The 15491-nt window shown below is 66.9% G+C and carries 13 protein-coding genes; 6 read left to right on the forward strand and 7 right to left on the reverse strand.

Annotated elements, in window-relative coordinates; translation table 11 throughout:
- Positions 1–125 precede the first annotated feature (125 nt).
- The 4 genes from ACMZ6R_RS14045 to ACMZ6R_RS14060 all read right to left on the reverse strand — a co-directional run bounded on the left by ACMZ6R_RS14045 (position 126) and on the right by ACMZ6R_RS14060 (position 6484).
- Positions 126–1748: an alkaline phosphatase family protein gene (locus ACMZ6R_RS14045; RefSeq protein WP_416112501.1), complete on the reverse strand. Its 1623-nt coding sequence runs from the start codon at positions 1746–1748 to the stop codon at positions 126–128.
- Entirely contained in the window at positions 1745–3205 is a 1461-nt protein-coding gene (locus tag ACMZ6R_RS14050) for a polysaccharide biosynthesis C-terminal domain-containing protein (protein ID WP_416112503.1), read from the reverse strand. Before ACMZ6R_RS14050 ends, ACMZ6R_RS14045 begins: the two co-directional genes overlap by 4 nt.
- A 307-nt stretch (positions 3206–3512) precedes the next feature.
- Positions 3513–5453, reverse strand: coding sequence for a hypothetical protein (locus ACMZ6R_RS14055; RefSeq protein ID WP_416112505.1), 1941 nt, complete (start codon positions 5451–5453; stop codon positions 3513–3515).
- A gap of 8 nt (positions 5454–5461) precedes the next feature.
- Complete coding sequence (locus ACMZ6R_RS14060) at positions 5462–6484, reverse strand: efflux RND transporter periplasmic adaptor subunit (protein WP_416112507.1); 1023 nt, start codon at positions 6482–6484, stop codon at positions 5462–5464.
- Positions 6485–6641: 157 nt separating this feature from the next.
- Between ACMZ6R_RS14060 and ACMZ6R_RS14065 the strand changes: the two genes are divergently transcribed.
- Together ACMZ6R_RS14065 and ACMZ6R_RS14070 are read left to right on the forward strand one after the other, a co-directional pair.
- Entirely contained in the window at positions 6642–7508 is an 867-nt protein-coding gene (locus tag ACMZ6R_RS14065; protein ID WP_416112509.1) for a polysaccharide biosynthesis/export family protein, read from the forward strand.
- Positions 7509–9710 carry a GumC family protein gene (locus tag ACMZ6R_RS14070; RefSeq protein ID WP_416112511.1) on the forward strand — a complete coding sequence of 734 codons (2202 nt, stop codon included), beginning with the start codon at positions 7509–7511 and terminating at the stop codon, positions 9708–9710.
- A gap of 12 nt (positions 9711–9722) precedes the next feature.
- On the opposite strand, the gene ACMZ6R_RS14075 is transcribed toward ACMZ6R_RS14070, so the two are convergent.
- From ACMZ6R_RS14075 to ACMZ6R_RS14085, 3 genes are all read right to left on the reverse strand, one after another.
- Positions 9723–10010 carry an exonuclease V subunit alpha gene (locus ACMZ6R_RS14075; protein WP_416112513.1) on the reverse strand — a complete coding sequence of 96 codons (288 nt, stop codon included), beginning with the start codon at positions 10008–10010 and terminating at the stop codon, positions 9723–9725.
- A 166-nt stretch (positions 10011–10176) separates the two neighbouring features.
- Positions 10177–10647, reverse strand: coding sequence for a hypothetical protein (locus tag ACMZ6R_RS14080; protein ID WP_416112515.1), 471 nt, complete (start codon positions 10645–10647; stop codon positions 10177–10179).
- Between the two features lie 61 nt (positions 10648–10708).
- Positions 10709–11650, reverse strand: coding sequence for an NAD-dependent epimerase/dehydratase family protein (locus tag ACMZ6R_RS14085; protein WP_416112517.1), 942 nt, complete (start codon positions 11648–11650; stop codon positions 10709–10711).
- Positions 11651–11770: 120 nt separating this feature from the next.
- Between ACMZ6R_RS14085 and ACMZ6R_RS14090 the strand changes: the two genes are divergently transcribed.
- From ACMZ6R_RS14090 to ACMZ6R_RS14105, 4 genes are read left to right on the forward strand one after another with little or no spacing between them, the layout of a single operon-like run.
- The gene (locus ACMZ6R_RS14090) at positions 11771–12745 is read left to right on the forward strand and encodes a lysophospholipid acyltransferase family protein (protein ID WP_416112519.1); all 975 of its coding nucleotides are present in this window, start codon (positions 11771–11773) and stop codon (positions 12743–12745) included.
- A 41-nt stretch (positions 12746–12786) separates the two neighbouring features.
- A complete protein-coding gene (locus ACMZ6R_RS14095) occupies positions 12787–14448 on the forward strand; it encodes an ArnT family glycosyltransferase (protein ID WP_416112521.1) in 1662 nt (553 codons plus the stop codon).
- A complete protein-coding gene (locus ACMZ6R_RS14100) occupies positions 14445–14888 on the forward strand; it encodes a hypothetical protein (RefSeq protein WP_416112523.1) in 444 nt (147 codons plus the stop codon). Before ACMZ6R_RS14095 ends, ACMZ6R_RS14100 begins: the two co-directional genes overlap by 4 nt.
- A complete protein-coding gene (locus tag ACMZ6R_RS14105; protein ID WP_416112525.1) occupies positions 14885–15412 on the forward strand; it encodes a hypothetical protein in 528 nt (175 codons plus the stop codon). Before ACMZ6R_RS14100 ends, ACMZ6R_RS14105 begins: the two co-directional genes overlap by 4 nt.
- The last annotated feature ends 79 nt before the right edge of the window (positions 15413–15491 follow it).

Consider the following 15491-nt stretch of genomic DNA (forward strand, 5'->3'; position numbering starts at 1 on the left):
CGGTTACAGAGTGATAGCGTTACTCAGCTGTAATCGTTAAAAGTTTTTTGGAGGGGAGAGCGCGAGAGGGGGACCTTTTTTTTCAAAAAAGGTCCCCCTCTCGCACATCTGTCCTTCCTCTCCCCCTACATATACCCCAAATCCGAAAGCTCGTCCGCGATCTGGTTCGCCTGTGCGCCGTCGGTGCCGGCCGCGCCTGTCATGCTGGCGGTGGCCGTGGTGGTCTGCGGCGGTCGGGCGGCCAGGGTTTCGGCCGTGAAGGCCCCGGCCAGCACGCGTCCGTCCATGTTTTCCGGCACGGCCTCGTCCAGGGCGTAGAGCAGCGTCGGCGTCACGTCGGCCATGGCCGCGTCGGCAAGCTCCACGCCGGCGGCCACGCCCGGGCCGCGCAGGGCGAACACCCCGTACTGCTCGTGGCGGCCGCTCCATTTGTGCGTCGCGAAAAGCCCGGTCGGCGCGCCCTGTTCGTAGAGCGCGATCTCGTGGGGCACCAGCACCTGATAGCCCGGGCCGCACAGGGTGATGACGTCCGGCGCGCCGGAGACGGCCGGGCCGTTGTAGAGCTCTTCCCGGGCGTACACGGCGGCAAAGGGATGGGCCCCGGTCTGCGGGTCCACGATGGCGAGCAGGCCTTCCTTGAGCCGGCGCGTCAGTTCCGCCCGGTCGGCTTCGCCCACCAGCTTGGGGTTGAAGAAGATGCCGCCGGCGATGCCTTCCGATACGCAGGTCGTCCTGTCCCAGTCCACGATGGCGGAAAAGAGGTTGTTGATACGGGCGAAGGCCTTGGACTTGGCCTTGCGCCGGGCTTCCAGCACGGATTCGGGCAGGATCGCCTTGGCCAGGGCGACAACCGCTTTTTTGAGTCCAGATGGGGCGTGGTGTCTGGCGGCCAGGGCGGCCAGCTCGCCGGAGAGCGTCAGGAAGCCGTTGTCCATGAGCCAGCGGTTGAGAAAGATGGCGCGCTTGAGCGGCCCGGCCCCGTGGTCGGAAACCAGGGCCACGGCCGTATCCGGCGGGCAGGCGTCGAGGATGCGTCCGAGCGCCGCGTCCAGGCGTTCGTACACGGCCTCGATGGCCTGGCCCAGGACGGCGTGGTCGGGATGGGACGGGTCGCGGTAGGCCCAGAAGAAATGCTGCACCCGGTCGGATTCCATGAAGACCGAGCAGAAATAGTCGAGGGGCTTTTGGGCCATGAGCCACAGCGTCAGCTCGCAGCGGGCGTCGACGCCCGCAAGCAGGTTTTGCAGGTAGCGTCCGGGGTCCGGGTCCATGTTGGGCGAATCCCGGCAGGGGCCGAAGCGGGCCTCGATTTTTTCGCGCAGCTCGGGGGGATGCACGTAATCCTCGGCGTAGGACGGGGTGAACATACCCGAGATCACGAGTCCGTCGACGGGATCGGGTGGCCAGGTCACGGGCACGTTGACGGCCCCGGCCGGCCGGCCCCGGTCCGAGAGCACGGCCCAGATGGGCGCGGCCCGGCGCATGGTCGCCGACACGAAGCGCACCTCGTGGCTGGCCGGGTCCAGGGTCAGGGCGTCGAAGATGCCGTGGCGACCGGGCGTGCATCCGGTGGCGAAGCTCGTCCAGGCCACGGGGGTGACCGGCGGCACGGTGGAGCAAAGGGGCGCGTGCACGCCGTCCCTGAGGAATTTTTCCAGCACCGGCATACGGCCGGCCGCGATCATGGGCTTCACGATGTCGAAGGTGGCGCCGTCCCAGCCGACGACCACCACGTGGGCTGCCTTCATAGGTTTTCTCCGGGGTTGTCCGTGCCTTGCGGGCGCGGGTGCATGACGGAGCGCAGTTCCAGGATGTCGCGGCGGCCGAAGGCCCTAAGGCCCGCCAGCACGGCCACGTACACCAGCGCGCCGAGCGATGCGCCGACAAAGGGCATCTGGCGCAGGAGCGCGCAGGCCCCGAGGCAGGCTCCCCCGGCGCACAGCACCCGCAGAAGCGGGCCTGTGGCATGGGACCGGAAGCCGTGCCGGGCGGCGAAGCGCGTGGAAAAGGCCAAAAGCCACAAATACGAGCCAAGGGCCACCACTGCCGAGCCGAGCGCGCCGTAGCGGGGCACGGCGTAGATGTTGCCGGCGACATTGAGGGCCAGGGCCGCCGCCGCGTAATAGAGGGCGTAGCGCTGGCGGCCGATGGCCACGAGGACGTTGTTGACCAGCATGTCCAGGGCCAGGGGGGCCATGGCCAGGGAAAGGATGCGCAGGACCATGACCGACCCCGTATACTTGGGGCCGAAGATCAGCATGCAGGCCGGCTCGGCGTAAAAGGCCAGCAGGATCGAGGGCAGGACCATGGCGTGCAGGGTGTGGCGGAAGATGAGCCGGAACAGGCGTCTGGCGCCCAGGGGATCGACCGGGGCCAGACGGGCCAGGGCCGGGAACACGGCCAGCATTAGCGCCTGGGGCAGAATTTCGAGCTTGAGGATGAATTCGTGCGGGGCCTGGAAATCGGCCACGGCCGCAAGGTCGGCCAGCCAGGTCAGGGCCAGGGTGTTGGCCCGAAACAGGTTCTGGTGGAAAAAGACGCCGAGCCCCACCACCGACGAGGCTGCGAGCATGCGCCACAGCGCGCTCCGGTCGAAAGAAAACGACGGGCGGCACAGAGAGCGGCCCGAGACGAACCAGACGAGCAGCATGTGCAGGGCGGCGGCGGCGAAAAGCCCGGCCAGAACGCCCGTGACGCCAAGGCCCAGCCACAGCGCCAGCCCGACCAGGAGCAGGGAGGCCAGCCCGGAAATGATGGAGAGCGGCGGTTCGTAGCCCATGCATTCGTAGGCCTGGAACACGGCGCAGCCAAGCAGGCTCAAGGAGCGGCAGGCCTCGATCCCGAAGGCGAGCGCCAGTCCGAGGGCGGCCGGTCCTTTGTAGCCGGAAAAAAAACCGATGGTCGCCAGGACCAGCCCGGCCAGGACGAGCAGCCCCAGGCGCAGGGTCAGCGCCTGGCCCAGGGCCGCCGGGGCGCAACTCCTGTCGAGGGCCATGTCGCGGATCATGATCTGCTGGATGCCGAAATAGGTGACCGCGACCACAGCCCCGGCCAGGGCCATGATCGAGGCGTATCGGCCGAAATCGTCGAGGGGCAGGACCCGGGCCACGGCCAGCAGCACGAAAAAGCCGCTGGCGATCTGGACCAGCCGGGAAACGGCCAGGGAAAGAAAGTTGCGGGCCAGCGACCGTGGCGAAGGCGTCACGCGGCGGTGTCCTTTGGCGGACGGGTGGCAGGCTGTTGCACGCAATCCCCCTGGCTGCGTTGCCGCGAAAAGTTCCACGCGCCGGTCAGCGATCCGGGACGACGGGCCGGCGAAGAAGGCCGAGGCCAAGGCGCGGGCGAACCTTTTCCAATGTCTGCCATGAAATAGCACGGCCCCGGGGGGGCGTAAACAGCCCTGGCGACGGATGCGCCCGGCGGTGGTTACGCCCGGGGTACGTCAAAAGGGAGGCCGTGTCCCGGCCAGCGGGGACGGCTCGGCGCGGGCAACGAGGCGCGCGCCGGCGCAATCAGTACGGCTCCCGGGCGCAGGGCAGCGTGCCGGCCAGGGCGGCCAGCCGGGCGCGGGGCAGAAGGTAGAGGGCGAAGCTGGCGTTTTTGGCCGCGAGATAGGGGGCCAAGTCGGCCGGGACGCCGGATTTGGGCAGGTCCAGGGCCACGAAAACCTTGCCGTCGGGCGGTCCTTCGAGCATCTGGCCGGGCAGGCGCACCCGCCAGCGTTCACCCAGCGTCAGGCCCAGAAACGACCATTTCCAGGGATCGGCCGAGCATATGCCGACATCCTTGGCCCCGGCCGCGACCAGGGCGGCCCGGATGGCGTCGATGTCGCAGTCGATGGCCCGGTAGCGGCCGTGGTTGCGCACGTAGTCGGGGTAATCCGCGTCCATGGCCGCATAGACCGGGCGCAGGCAGGCAAAGGACAGCTGGAGCACGAGAAAGGCCATGGCCAGGGCCGTTGCGGTCGGCAGCGCCCATTTTATCCAGCCCGACCGGGCGAGTCGTGGCAGGGCGTTTCGGGACAGGGCGGCGTAGAGCGGCAGGCACAGGATGAAGGGGTAAAAATAGGACAGCCCCTTGCCCGCCACCCAGGGCGTGTCCCGAAGCGTAAAAAGGGCGAAGGTGGCAAGCGATGCGGCGGCAAAGGCCACGGCGGCCAGCGGCGCGTCGTGGTCGCGGTCGGCAAGGGCCCGCAGGACGCCGGCAAGGAACAGCACGGCCAAGAGCAGGGCGAACAGCGTGATGACGGCCGTATGGATGTGGAGAAAGGACAGCCCGGGCAGCTTGGCAAAACCGTCCCCGGCCAGGGTGACGCCGAAGATGCCGGCGGGGATGTTTTTGAAGAGCCAGGGAAAATAGGCTTCGCTCCACAGTTCCGGCGCGATGGTGGTGAAATGGATCTGGGCCAGCATGTGGGCGTAGAGGAACCGTAACGGCCAGGTGGCGGCCAGGCCCACGGCGAATCCGGCCGTCTGGACGAGCGCCTGGCGGCGGGTGAGGCGCCCGGCCAGGCCCAAAAGCCCGAGAAACGCCGCGGCCGCGCCGACGACCATGGGAAAGATCTCGGTATAATTGACGAAGCAGGCCAGGAAGGAAAGCCCGAGCAGGCCGGCGCGACGTATGATGTCCGGCGTCCGCTCCGGCGGTGGCAGGGAGATGGCCCAGGCGAGCAGCACGGTCAGCGGCAGGACGTTGATCTGGGAAAAGGCCCGGATGTCGAGCACGAACTGGCCATAAAATCCCGTGGCCATGACCAGGGATGTCAGCGCCGCCAGAAACGGCGAAAATCCCATGGCCGCGAGAAAGGCCAGCATGGCCGCGTAAAAAAGCATGAAACTCGTCATCGTGAACGGGTATTGAAAATCCACGATGCCCATGCCGGCAAGCTTGGCGCCGTAGGCCAGCATGGCCCCGCACGTCCAGCGGATGTTCAGCATGGAGCGCGGCGGGCCGAGCATGGGGTCGTCGGCCTCCACCTCCTCGGGGGAATGGGTGAAGGCCCAGGCCCGGGGGTGGACGTCGAAATACCTGGCCAGGAACATGTAGATGAAGGAGTCGCTGGCGTTGCCGCGAAAGACGGCATAGCCCTTGTTGCCGGCGGAAAGCGGCGCGGTGAGCATCCCCAGGCACAGCACGGCCCCGGCCAGCCCGGCCAGAAGCCGCCTGCCGCGAACGGCGGCCAGACGGCCAAGCAGGTCCCGGCGCACGAGGATCAGGCACACCAGCGATACGGCCAGGAGCCCGCCGGTGACGGGGACCATGGCCGCGCCCACCGTACCCTCCCGCATCAGCCAGCAGGTGAGCGCCACGCTGGCCAGGGCATAGCCGGCGGCCGGGGCCATGGCCAAAACGGCCGGCAGCCCCACGCCCCGGGCCAGAACGGCCATGGGACCGAGCCCCACGCCGGCGAACACGGCGCAATTGATCAGGATGGCAAAGGCGGCTTGCAGCATGCGGCGGGTTATTTGGCGGCGTCCGGCACGGTGACCGTGACGTCGCAGCGCATGCCTTCCTTGATGCGCAGATCGGAGTTGGGCAGGGTGATTTCAATCCTGTAAAACGACGGCTGCTGCAGCATGGCCGGCTGGGCCACGAAATCGACCTTGCTGATGGTGGAGTGGAAGGTCTGGCCGGGCAGGGTGTGGAAAACGATGGACACGGGATCGCCCACCTTCAGTTTTTGGGCGGCAATTTCATGCACCGAGGCCCGGATGAGGATGGGGTCGAGGCGGCCGATGGAAATGAGCGAGGCCTGCTTGGTGAAGGCCATGCCCGGGACGAGGCGGTAGTTGGTCCACAGCACATAGCCGCTGGCCGGAGAGCGGATGTAGCCGATGCGCGGCAGTTTGTGGACGTCCTGGTCCTTGCCGAACTTGGACTTGGCGATGATGATGGCATTGTCGTAGCTCTGCTTGGCGAGCTCGTACTTTTCCCGCAGGTAGTCGCGCCGCATAAGCAATGCGTCGATGTCCCGGGCGCCCATGCGAACGGCGATGGGGGCGACGGATTTCCCGGTGGCCAGGTTTTCCAGGTCCGCCTGTTGCTGGCGCAGCGCGGTCAGCTGGCTCTCCACGTAGGCCAGCGCGTGTTCGACGTCGTCCAGTTCGGTCCGGGAGAGCGCCTGCTTTTCGGCCATGAGGTTTTCCAGCGGCATCTCGTAGGTGATGAGGATCTGATCCTCGTCCACCTTGTCCCCCACCTTGAGCGGGGCCGAAAGGATGCGCAGGCGGCTCATGTCCGAGCCCATTTCGGTGGCGGATTTATCCTCGTTCTTCTTGCCTTCGGGCAATTCGTAGATGTTGGCCTGGATGCCGGTGCCCTGTTTGGCCGCCTTGGTGGCGTTGGTGCTGAACGGCCAGGTGATCTCGTATTTGACGGGGCAATAGCTCTTGCCGAGAAAGGTCAGGGTCTCGGCGGCGGCCCGGCCGGGAAGGCACATGGACAGCACGGCCAGCAGGCCGCAAAAAAAGCGTATGGGTTTCATGACATGCCTGGGTGCGTGATTAAGGATTGGCGGCACATGGCCGCTCGCGTCGCCTGATAGCGCACAACCGCCCGGACCACAATGCGGTCGCACGCCTTGCGCGGGCGCCTCAAATCCCTTATCAGGAAAGTTGTCCAAGAGCCAGTCAAGGAAATCCATGCCGCGAGCCTTCGCCTTTTTTCCCGTTTATTGCCGCGTCGTTGCGGCGATGGTCTGCCTGTCCCTGGTCGTGGCGCTTTCGGCCTGTTCCACGCATTCCACGCCGCCCCCGCTGACGGCCACTTCCAAAAAACACGTTGCGGGCCAGTCGCAACGGCGGTCCGTGCTCGGCTACGGCGACGAAGTGTCCATCGAGGTGTGGCGCAACGACGACCTCAAGACCTCGGCCCGGGTGGACGCCGCCGGCAACATCAGCCTGCCGCTCGTGGGCGAGGTAGCGGCCGGCGGACGCACCGTGTCCGAATTGCGCGGCGAGCTGGCCAAGGCCTACGCCAAATATATCGTCGATCCCCAGGTGATGGTGAACGTCTCCACTCTGCGCAGCCAGACCGCCATGGTGCTCGGCGAGGTCAAAAGCCAGGGCGTGGTCACCGTGGATCACGACATGAACCTGTTCGAGGCCGTGGCCCGCACCGGCGGCTTCACGGACAACGCCGGCATGTCCACGGTGGTGCTGTTGCGGCCCGAGGGGGACAAGCCCCATGCCTATATTCTCGACATGCGCCTGGGGACCAAGGTAGGCGAGGGCGTGGTCGGGTTCAATCGTTACCTGGAGGGCGGCGACATCCTCTACGTCCCCAAAAGCGACTGGGCCAGCGTGGAGCAGTTCATGAGCCGCATGTCCTCGGTGCTCAACACCCTGGTCAACGCGGAACGCTTCGTCATCTTCATACCGCAGCTGCGGGACGCGATGGACGATCTTTTCAAGGGACCGAAGGATCAGACAACCGTCGTCACCCAATCCCAACCCGTGGCCGGAGAGGTGTTAAGCAACAGCCAGGGCGGGGTTATCTCGGTGCAATAAATGGAATTGCGCGAGCTTTTGCGCCTGCTCTGGCGACGTCGCAAGCTCATGTCCTGGGTCTTCGCCGTCATTTTCTGCGGGCTGGCCCTGCTGACCGTTCTGACGGAAACCCAGTATGTCTCCTCGGCCAAGGTCTACCTCTACCATTCCTCGACCAAGGCCTCCCTGCTTTCGCGCATCTCCCTCGATTCGGCCATGACCGGGAGCGCATCGCTCACCGACACCGAGCGCTCCACCTATGAGGACCTGGCCGCCACCGTGCCGGTACTGCGGCCCGTCATCCGGGAACTGCACCTGACGCGCAAGCGCAAGTCGCTGCAAGTGCTGGAGTTCATCCCTTTCGTGCGCTTGCTCCTCGATCATTTCGTCCCGGACCTGGGACGGCGGCCCATGACCTATGAGGAGTTGACCAACAAGTCGCTGGTCCACCTCCTCTTTCCCCGGCCCTACATCAAGGCGGCCATGATGGAGGATTCCGATATCCTGGAATTTTCCTCCTCGGCCGATTCCCTGGAGCTGTCCATCGCCCTGGCCAACGCTACGGCCCGGTCCTTCGTCGCCCGCGAAACGGCCATGCGCCAGGACGAGTGCCGGCTTCTGGCCGAGGCCGTGGACAAGGAACTGCCCAGGGCCCGGGCCGCGTTCAACCAGGCGCTCGACGAGCAGCGCGATCTGCGCCGGCGGGAGAAGATCGTGGATCTCTCCACTGCGGGCGAGCAGCTCGTCACCCGCTATTACACCCTCACCTCCGACCGCGACGCCAATCGCCTGAGCCTCATCAAGGCCCGGGGCATGCTGGCCAACGTCAAGGCCCAGCTGGCCAAGCGTCCGGAATTTCGCAAGACCTCGCAGTCCCTCCAACGCTCGGGCCTGATCGACTCCGTCAAGCTGACCCTGCGCGACCTTTACATGGACCTGGCTTCGGCCAGGACGCGCATGACCGCCGAGCACCCGGCGGTCAAGGAGATCGAAAGCAAGATCGCCGAGGCCAAGCGCATCATCAAGGACGAGGCGCAAAAGGTGTTCGGCTCGGAAACCGTGTCCACGGACCCGACGTACAGCTATTTGAGCGAGCGCGGGGCCGAGTACACGTCCCAGGTCGCCGGCTACGAGAGCCAGGACGAGGCCTACGCGACCCTGCTCGCCGCTTTGGAGAAGGAAGCCGAGGCCCATCCGGCCAAGCTCGCGGCCGATGCCCTGGTGGCGGTCAAGGTGGATGCGCGGCAGACGTTCGTCAACAGCCTCAACCAGCTGGCCTCCATGGCCGCGGCCGGCGAAGGCCTCGACCTGTCCCTGGCCCATATGGTCGAGCCGGCGACGATTCCGGGCAAGATCAACGACTACATGCGGCCCAAACTGTCGCTGATGCTGGCTGTGGGGGCGCTCCTCGGCGGATTCCTGGCTGTCGTGGCCGCCCTGGTCGCGGCCTACGCCGACGAGACGGTTTCCGGGCCGGCGGGGGCATTGGCGGCGGGCGCGATGCCACTTGGGTTCGTCCCCAGGCGCGACCGGGCGGCCCGCGCCCAGGCCCTGCGGCGGCTGCGCGAGGCCCTGTATCCCGCCGGGGCCGACGACGGCGGGCCGCGTCTGGTGGTCGTGGCCGCTGCCGACGGGACCGTGGCTCCGGCCGAAGCGTACGGGCTGACCCTCGATCTGGGCCGGACCGTGGCCCGAAGCGGCCGGACGACCCTGGTCGTCGACGCCGACCTGCGCCAGTCGGGCCTTTACGCCGTGGCCGGCCTGCCTGCCGGACCCGGCCTGGCCGAGGCGCTCGCCGGGGAGACGCCGCTTGCCTCGGTGCTTGTGCCCGGCGATGAACCTTCGCTTTGGATTTTGCCGGCCGCGGCGGTCCCGGTGGACGGGGATACGGCCGACCGTCTCATGGACGGGCCGGCGTTGCGGCGGGTTCTGGCGGAACTGGCCGACCGTTTCGACCGGGTGCTTGTCTGCGCCGCGCCGTGTTCCCGTTCGGGCGACGCGCTGGCCCTTTCCCGACTGACCGGGGCGGTGGCGCTAGTGGCCGGACTGTACCGCACGCCCGGGCCGGTCCTGGCCCAGGCCGCGTCCGAAGTGCTGGCCGCAACCGGCCGCACGCCGTTTTGCCTGCTTGACGGCGCTCCGGCCGACGACCTGACCCCGCGCGAGCAGTGGCGGGTCATCCGCCGCCGTCTGCGCCGCGCCAAGGCCGCGCCGGCCGTCTGACGCGGGCGCTTTCTACAAATCCTTCACATCCACGCCGCGCTCGGCCAGTATCCTGGCGCGCAGGCGTTCCAGACGCGCCGTCAGGTAGGCCAGCTCGTAGGTCTCGGGCAGTTCCTGGAAATCGGCCATGTCCGGGTCGAAGCTCTCCAGGTCGATGACCACCCGCTCGGCCACCAGGCGCACGTAGTCGGCGTAGCTGGGGAAATCCAGCGGGTTGCCGGGCGCGCGCAGGCTGCGGGAAAATGCCAGGGCCTCGGCATAGGCTTTGCTGTCGAAAATGCCGGCATCGGGATTGGTCATGGCGTGTTCCTTGTGATGAGGGGAAGGATGCGGTGAAGAGGGTGCGAGAGGGGAAACCCTTTGAAAAGGGTTCTCCCCTCTCGCGCTCTCCCCTTCCTAAACTTTTTTAACAGGTTGTAGCGGCAACCTGCATGAAAAAGGCTGGGAGAGAGGGCTTGGGGGAACCTTAGTAGCCCGGCCAGGCCGGGTAGCCCGGACCGTAAAAGGGCCGGGGCTGGCCGCCGTCCTCGACCGGAGCGCTCCGGGATGGCGAGGCGGCGGACTTTTTCCCCGTTTTGCCCGACTTGGCCGCGGCGGCCTTGGCGGCGGCAAGCCCGTCCACCTTGGCGCTGAGCGCGCGGACCTCGCCGGAGAGCCGCTCCAGGGCCTTGGCCGCGTCGCGACCGCGCAAGGCGTCGACCTTGGCCGAAAGGGCGCTTACCGCCTCGCCGACGGCCTTGACCTGTCCGGCCAGTCCCGTGACGTCGACCGCCGGCGCGGTCGGCGGCAGAGCCTTGACGCTTACCTCCACGGCGTGGACCTGCTGGCGCAGCCGTTCGTTGGCAAACCCCAGCCAGACCAGGCCGGCAAGGAGCAGCAGCAACACCGCCACCCCGGCGGTGGCCACACGTTCCCAGGGATATGTCCGGGCGTCCATCGTTCCGTCGCCTCCCTCCCCGTCCGTCGCCGGCCCGGTCCGCGCCGTGTTCGGACGCGGCCTACAGCCTGGGCAGGGTCTTCATGGTGCGGATGTTGTACCAGCGGTCCTCGTCGGCCAGCCGGCCTTCCCGGAAGGCCGCGGCCACGTCGCGGATGCCGTCGGCCACGCCGTATTTGGGCGCAAAGCCGGTGGCCAGCAGCTTGTCGGAATTCTGGCGGTAGGAGCGGGGATCGTTGGACGGCTTGATCTCGATTTCCGCCGGGGCCTCCTCCACGATCATCCTGGCCAGATCGAGTATGGAGATGTTCTCGAAGCCCGCGTTGTAAATGCCGGTGTATTTGCCGCCGGCGGCCAGGAAATGCAGGAACACCCGCACGATGTCCTTCATGTGGATGTTGGGCCGGGTCTGGTCGCCGCCAAGGACGGTGATGTGCTTTTTGGCCAGGGCCTGCATGGTGAGCAGGTTGACGGCCACGTCCAGGCGCATGCGCGGGGAATAGCCGCACACCGTGGCCGGGCGCAGGATGGTCAGGGCGAGCTTGTCGGCATAGCTCAAAAGCACCCGCTCGCTGACCATCTTGGTCTTGTTGTAGTCCGAGATGGGCACGCAGGGCAGGTCCTCGGTCACTTCCGGCTCGTCCTTGACGCCGTAGACCGAGCCCGAGGAGGCGTGCAGGAACTGCTTGACCCCGCAGGCCACGGCCTTCTCGGCCAGCTTCATGGTGGCCAGGCAGTTGACCTCCCAGGTCAGCTTGGAATCCAGGTCGCCGCAGGGGTCGTTGGCCACGTTGGCCAGGTTGATCACAGCGTCGACGCCGGCCATGGGCACCGCGTCGATGTCCCGCGTGTCGCCGGTGATGGCGGTGAGGCGGGGATGTTCGGGGACGTGGCGGCCGAACCAGCCGATGTCGTAGGCCGTGACGTCGTGGCCAAGCGCGAGAAGTTCCGGAACGAGCACGCTGCCGATATAACCGAATCCGCCGGTGACGAGTATGCGCATGAAAGCTTCCTTTTGACTGTGTGATAAAGACGGCAAGGCGTCTGGCCGGGCCATACACCATTTGCGAAAGGCGCGCCAGACATGCTACCCGCCACCCACGCGCGGAAAAAGGACGGGATTATGCGGGCGATTCGGGACGCGTTGGTCTGGTGCTACTGGCATCCTTTCAAGCGGTTTGTCTGGACCCTGCCGGACGGCGCGGCCCATGCCCTGGCCAGGGGGCTTGGCCGGGCGCTCGGCCGGATGCCCAACGCCAGGCTTGCCGGCATGGCCGAGGCGGCGCGCTACGTCCCGGGCGTGCCCGACGATCCGGCCGCGCGTCTGTCCCTCGCCCGCAAGGCCCTGGTGGAATTTTGCCAGACCGACCTCGAGGCGCTCCTTTTCCCGCGCCTGACCCCAAAACGCACGGCCGCCCTGGTCGCCTTCGAAGGCCGCGACCGCCTCGACGCCGCCCTGGCCATGGGGCGCGGGGTGATGCTCGCCTTCGGCCATTTCGGCGCCAACCAGATGATCATGCCGGCCATCGGCTACGCCGGCTACCGCATGTGGCAGCTCTCGGCCCCGGCCACGGTCCTCAATGAAAAGCTGCCCGAGGGGCGGAGCCGGGCGGTGCGCCGCACGCGCGAGATGCGTTGGGCCCACGAGTTGTCCCTGCCCGTGACCCACGTCAACGTCTTCGGCAGCCTGCGGGAGGCGTTTTCCTGCCTGCGCGGCGGCAACGTCCTGGGCGTGGCCGTGGACGGCGGCGGCGGGGAAAAACGCGTCGCGGTGCCCTTTCTCGGTCGCACGGCCGCCTTTTCCCTGGGGCCCATGCAGCTTGCCGGCAAGACGGGCTGCGCGGTGCTGCCCTGCTTCATGGAGCGGGCGGCGGACGGCCGGATGACGCTGCGTATCGAGGAGCCCCTGCCCACGGTCGGGCCCCGGCACGAGGACGCCGAGGCGGCAACGGCCCTGTTCGCCGACCGTCTGTCCCGGGCCGTGATCGCGGGTCCCAGCCATTACCTCTATTTCCTGGCTTTTCGGCTGCACATGGCGGCCGGCGGCCAGGATCCGTTTTTCGTGGCAGAGGCTGCGAACGTGAAAGAGGGGGCCTGAGGCTGGACAACGGCGGCGGCCTCCATTACCCAGGGCGGGCCATGCCAATATCCACGACGACCGCCGGCACGCATCCGGCCGCGCCGCCGCAACACGGAGCGCCGGGATTTTTCGCCCGCCTGGACTGGGCCCTTGTCCTCGTCCTGGTCGTGGCCGCGTTCCTGCTGTTCTACAATCTGGGCCAGCGGCCCTTCTGGCAGGACGAGGCCGAGACCGCCTGTCTGGCCAGAAACGTCCTGCACTCCGGCCTGCCCTACGCCTCCGACGGGGTCAACGTGGTGTCCCAGGAAGAGGCCCGGGAGTTCGACAAGACCGGCGGCTACCTGTGGCGCTGGTCCCCCTGGATCCAGATATACCTGCAGGCGGCCGGCATGGCCGTTGGCGGCATGGACACCGCTGCGGCCCGCATCCCCTTCGCCCTGGCCGCGCTCCTGGCCATCTTCTGGACCTACCGGCTGGTGCTCCGCCACTTCGGCGACCGCTCGTGGGCCTTGCTGGCCGCCATTTTGCTCACTTGCTGCGTGCCGTTTTTGTTGATCGGCCGGCAGGCCCGCTACTACGCCCCGGGCACGCTCTTCGTCCTGTGGTCCCTGGACGCCTTTTTTTCCGACTGGCAGCGGCGCTGGGGGCCGTTTTGGGCCATATTCGCCTCCATGGTCCTGCTTTTTCACGCCAACTATCTGCTTTTTTTAAGCTTCGCCCCGACGGCCCTGGCCGCCGCCGCTCTCGTCTATCCCGAGCGCATGGCCTGGAAACGGCTGGGCCTTTTGACCCTGCTCACCACGGTCGTGGCCGTGGTGCCGGGAATTCTGCTCTACCGCATCGGCCGGCAAAGCGGCATGTTCGACATCCTGCTCGTGCCGGAAAACCTGATGCTCTACTTTGCCGATCTGTGCATGTTCTGCATCCCGCTGCCGGTGTCGGTGGCGCTGGTCTGGCGCTGGCGGGGCTTTTTCACGAAGCTCAGGCGGCCGGACGATCCCGGCGAGACGTTCGTGCTTTTTTCCGCCGTGCTGATCGTCATGAGCCTGCTTTTCCTCGGCATCGTGCCCCAGCGTTTTTTCCGCTACATCGCCCACCTGCTGCCGCTTTGCGCCATCCTGCTCGCCTGGTGCGTGCGCCGGCTGTGGGGCTTTTCCCGGCCCGCCTCCGTGATGCTTTTTATCCTGCTGGCCTTTACCAACTGGCTGGCCGTGTATCCCATGGAGCGGCTCAAGATCGTCAACCGGCCGTGGCAAAACGATTTCCGCCAGCTCACCTCGCTCAATTTTCCCATAAAGCTCCTCGTCACCGAGCTTGTGTGCGGCTACCCCGACGTCAACGCGAGCATCGTGGAATTTTTCAAGACCCACGCCAAGCCCGGGCAGACGGTGTTGGCCGAGTACGGCGATCTGCCGCTGATGTTTTACGTCCCCGGGCTCAAGGTCCTGGGAGGCCTGCAAGGGTCGGTGCCGCCGGGCATGGTGCCCGACTGGGTGCTTAGGCGCCGGGTGGTGCGGGTCAACCGCGACCGCTTTCTTTTCGGGGCCAGGGAATATACCGACGGCATGGACCTTTCGGGCCGCTACGAACGTGTGCCCCTGTCCCTTCCCGACGAGACCTTCGGCAACCGCACCGACGACCCCAACCATCATTACTTCATGCCGGTGGAGCCCCCGAACAAGGCGCTGGAAGTCTGGCGCCTCAAGGAGCCGCGGCCGTGAAGCGCGTATTTACCCGGGAAAACGTGGTACGCCTGCTTTTGCTCGTGGCCCTTGGCGGCACCCTGTACAAAGGCTTCATGAAGACGCCCGAGGCGGCCTCCTGGCTGCGGCCCAGGGATTTCTTCAATGGGCTGGTCAACGACGGCGAGAACACCGCCATCATGAAGGAGCGCCACCGCGACGTGCTGGAAGCCACGGACAAGGCCGTGCGCGTGCGCCTGTCCGAGCTGCGCTCCGGCGTCTACAAGCCGGCCAAGGGGTCCCTGGTCGGCGAGGAATCGCTCACCCGGGCCATCCGCAAGGACCAGGCCACCCGGGAGCGGGCCGTGGACGACGAGGTGCGGGCCTGGGAAAAGCTTGAGCGGGCCCGACGCCTGGAAGCCGCGCACTGGCGCATGGGCCTTGGCTGCACCGAAACCGGGGAGGGCGGCAGGCCGTGAACCGCTCGGGACGTAACCTCAGGCGTCTTTTGTACGCCTTGCTGGCCGTGATCGTTCTCGGCGTGGGCACCCTTGTCTGGTTCGGGGCCTGGTACTACCCGGCCCTCGGGCTTACCGGCGTTCCCAAGGACGGCTACCGCCGGGCCATGGATATTGCCGTGCGGGGCATGACCGCCTCGGAAGGCCTGGCTTTCCAGGATTGGGATTTCAGGAAGTTCCGGCAGGTGGAGCGCGGCGGCGAGGCCTACGCCTGGGGCGCGGCCCGGTGCCGGGCCAGGGACGGCTCCACATCCTTTTATTGGGTCTACCTGGAATGGAGCAAGAAGCGCGGCCAGTGGCTGCGTAATTTCAGCGAGGAGCTGGCCACGCCCGACGACGAGATTTATTTCACCCGGACCTCTCCCGGCCAGTTCGGCCGGGCCCGGCTGGCCCTTAGCAAGATCCTCGGCCAGCTGGCCGCCCATGTCCGCGAGGCCCGGGCCTTCGGCCGTAATCCCCAGGACTTGCCAAGCTCCGGCCTTTGAAGTATTGGCCGTTTCTCCGGTCATACGCCGGAATGCGGCCTGGCCAAAGGGCCGCTGGGCGGCGAACCTCTCCCCCCAA

Source organism: Solidesulfovibrio sp. C21 (assembly GCF_047785625.1).
Classification (GTDB): domain Bacteria; phylum Desulfobacterota; class Desulfovibrionia; order Desulfovibrionales; family Desulfovibrionaceae; genus Solidesulfovibrio.

Bases quoted from the DNA above. Each gene is read 5' to 3' on its own strand.
- ACMZ6R_RS14045 (WP_416112501.1), bottom strand. From the start codon at position 1,748: ATGAAGGCAGCCCACGTGGTGGTCGTCGGCTGGGACGGCGCCACCTTC.
- ACMZ6R_RS14055 (WP_416112505.1), bottom strand. From the start codon at position 5,453: ATGCTGCAAGCCGCCTTTGCCATCCTGATCAATTGCGCCGTGTTCGCC.
- ACMZ6R_RS14060 (WP_416112507.1), bottom strand. From the start codon at position 6,484: ATGAAACCCATACGCTTTTTTTGCGGCCTGCTGGCCGTGCTGTCCATG.
- ACMZ6R_RS14065 (WP_416112509.1), top strand. From the start codon at position 6,642: ATGCCGCGAGCCTTCGCCTTTTTTCCCGTTTATTGCCGCGTCGTTGCG.
- ACMZ6R_RS14070 (WP_416112511.1), top strand. From the start codon at position 7,509: ATGGAATTGCGCGAGCTTTTGCGCCTGCTCTGGCGACGTCGCAAGCTC.
- ACMZ6R_RS14075 (WP_416112513.1), bottom strand. From the start codon at position 10,010: ATGACCAATCCCGATGCCGGCATTTTCGACAGCAAAGCCTATGCCGAG.
- ACMZ6R_RS14080 (WP_416112515.1), bottom strand. From the start codon at position 10,647: ATGGACGCCCGGACATATCCCTGGGAACGTGTGGCCACCGCCGGGGTG.
- ACMZ6R_RS14085 (WP_416112517.1), bottom strand. From the start codon at position 11,650: ATGCGCATACTCGTCACCGGCGGATTCGGTTATATCGGCAGCGTGCTC.
- ACMZ6R_RS14090 (WP_416112519.1), top strand. From the start codon at position 11,771: ATGCGGGCGATTCGGGACGCGTTGGTCTGGTGCTACTGGCATCCTTTC.
- ACMZ6R_RS14095 (WP_416112521.1), top strand. From the start codon at position 12,787: ATGCCAATATCCACGACGACCGCCGGCACGCATCCGGCCGCGCCGCCG.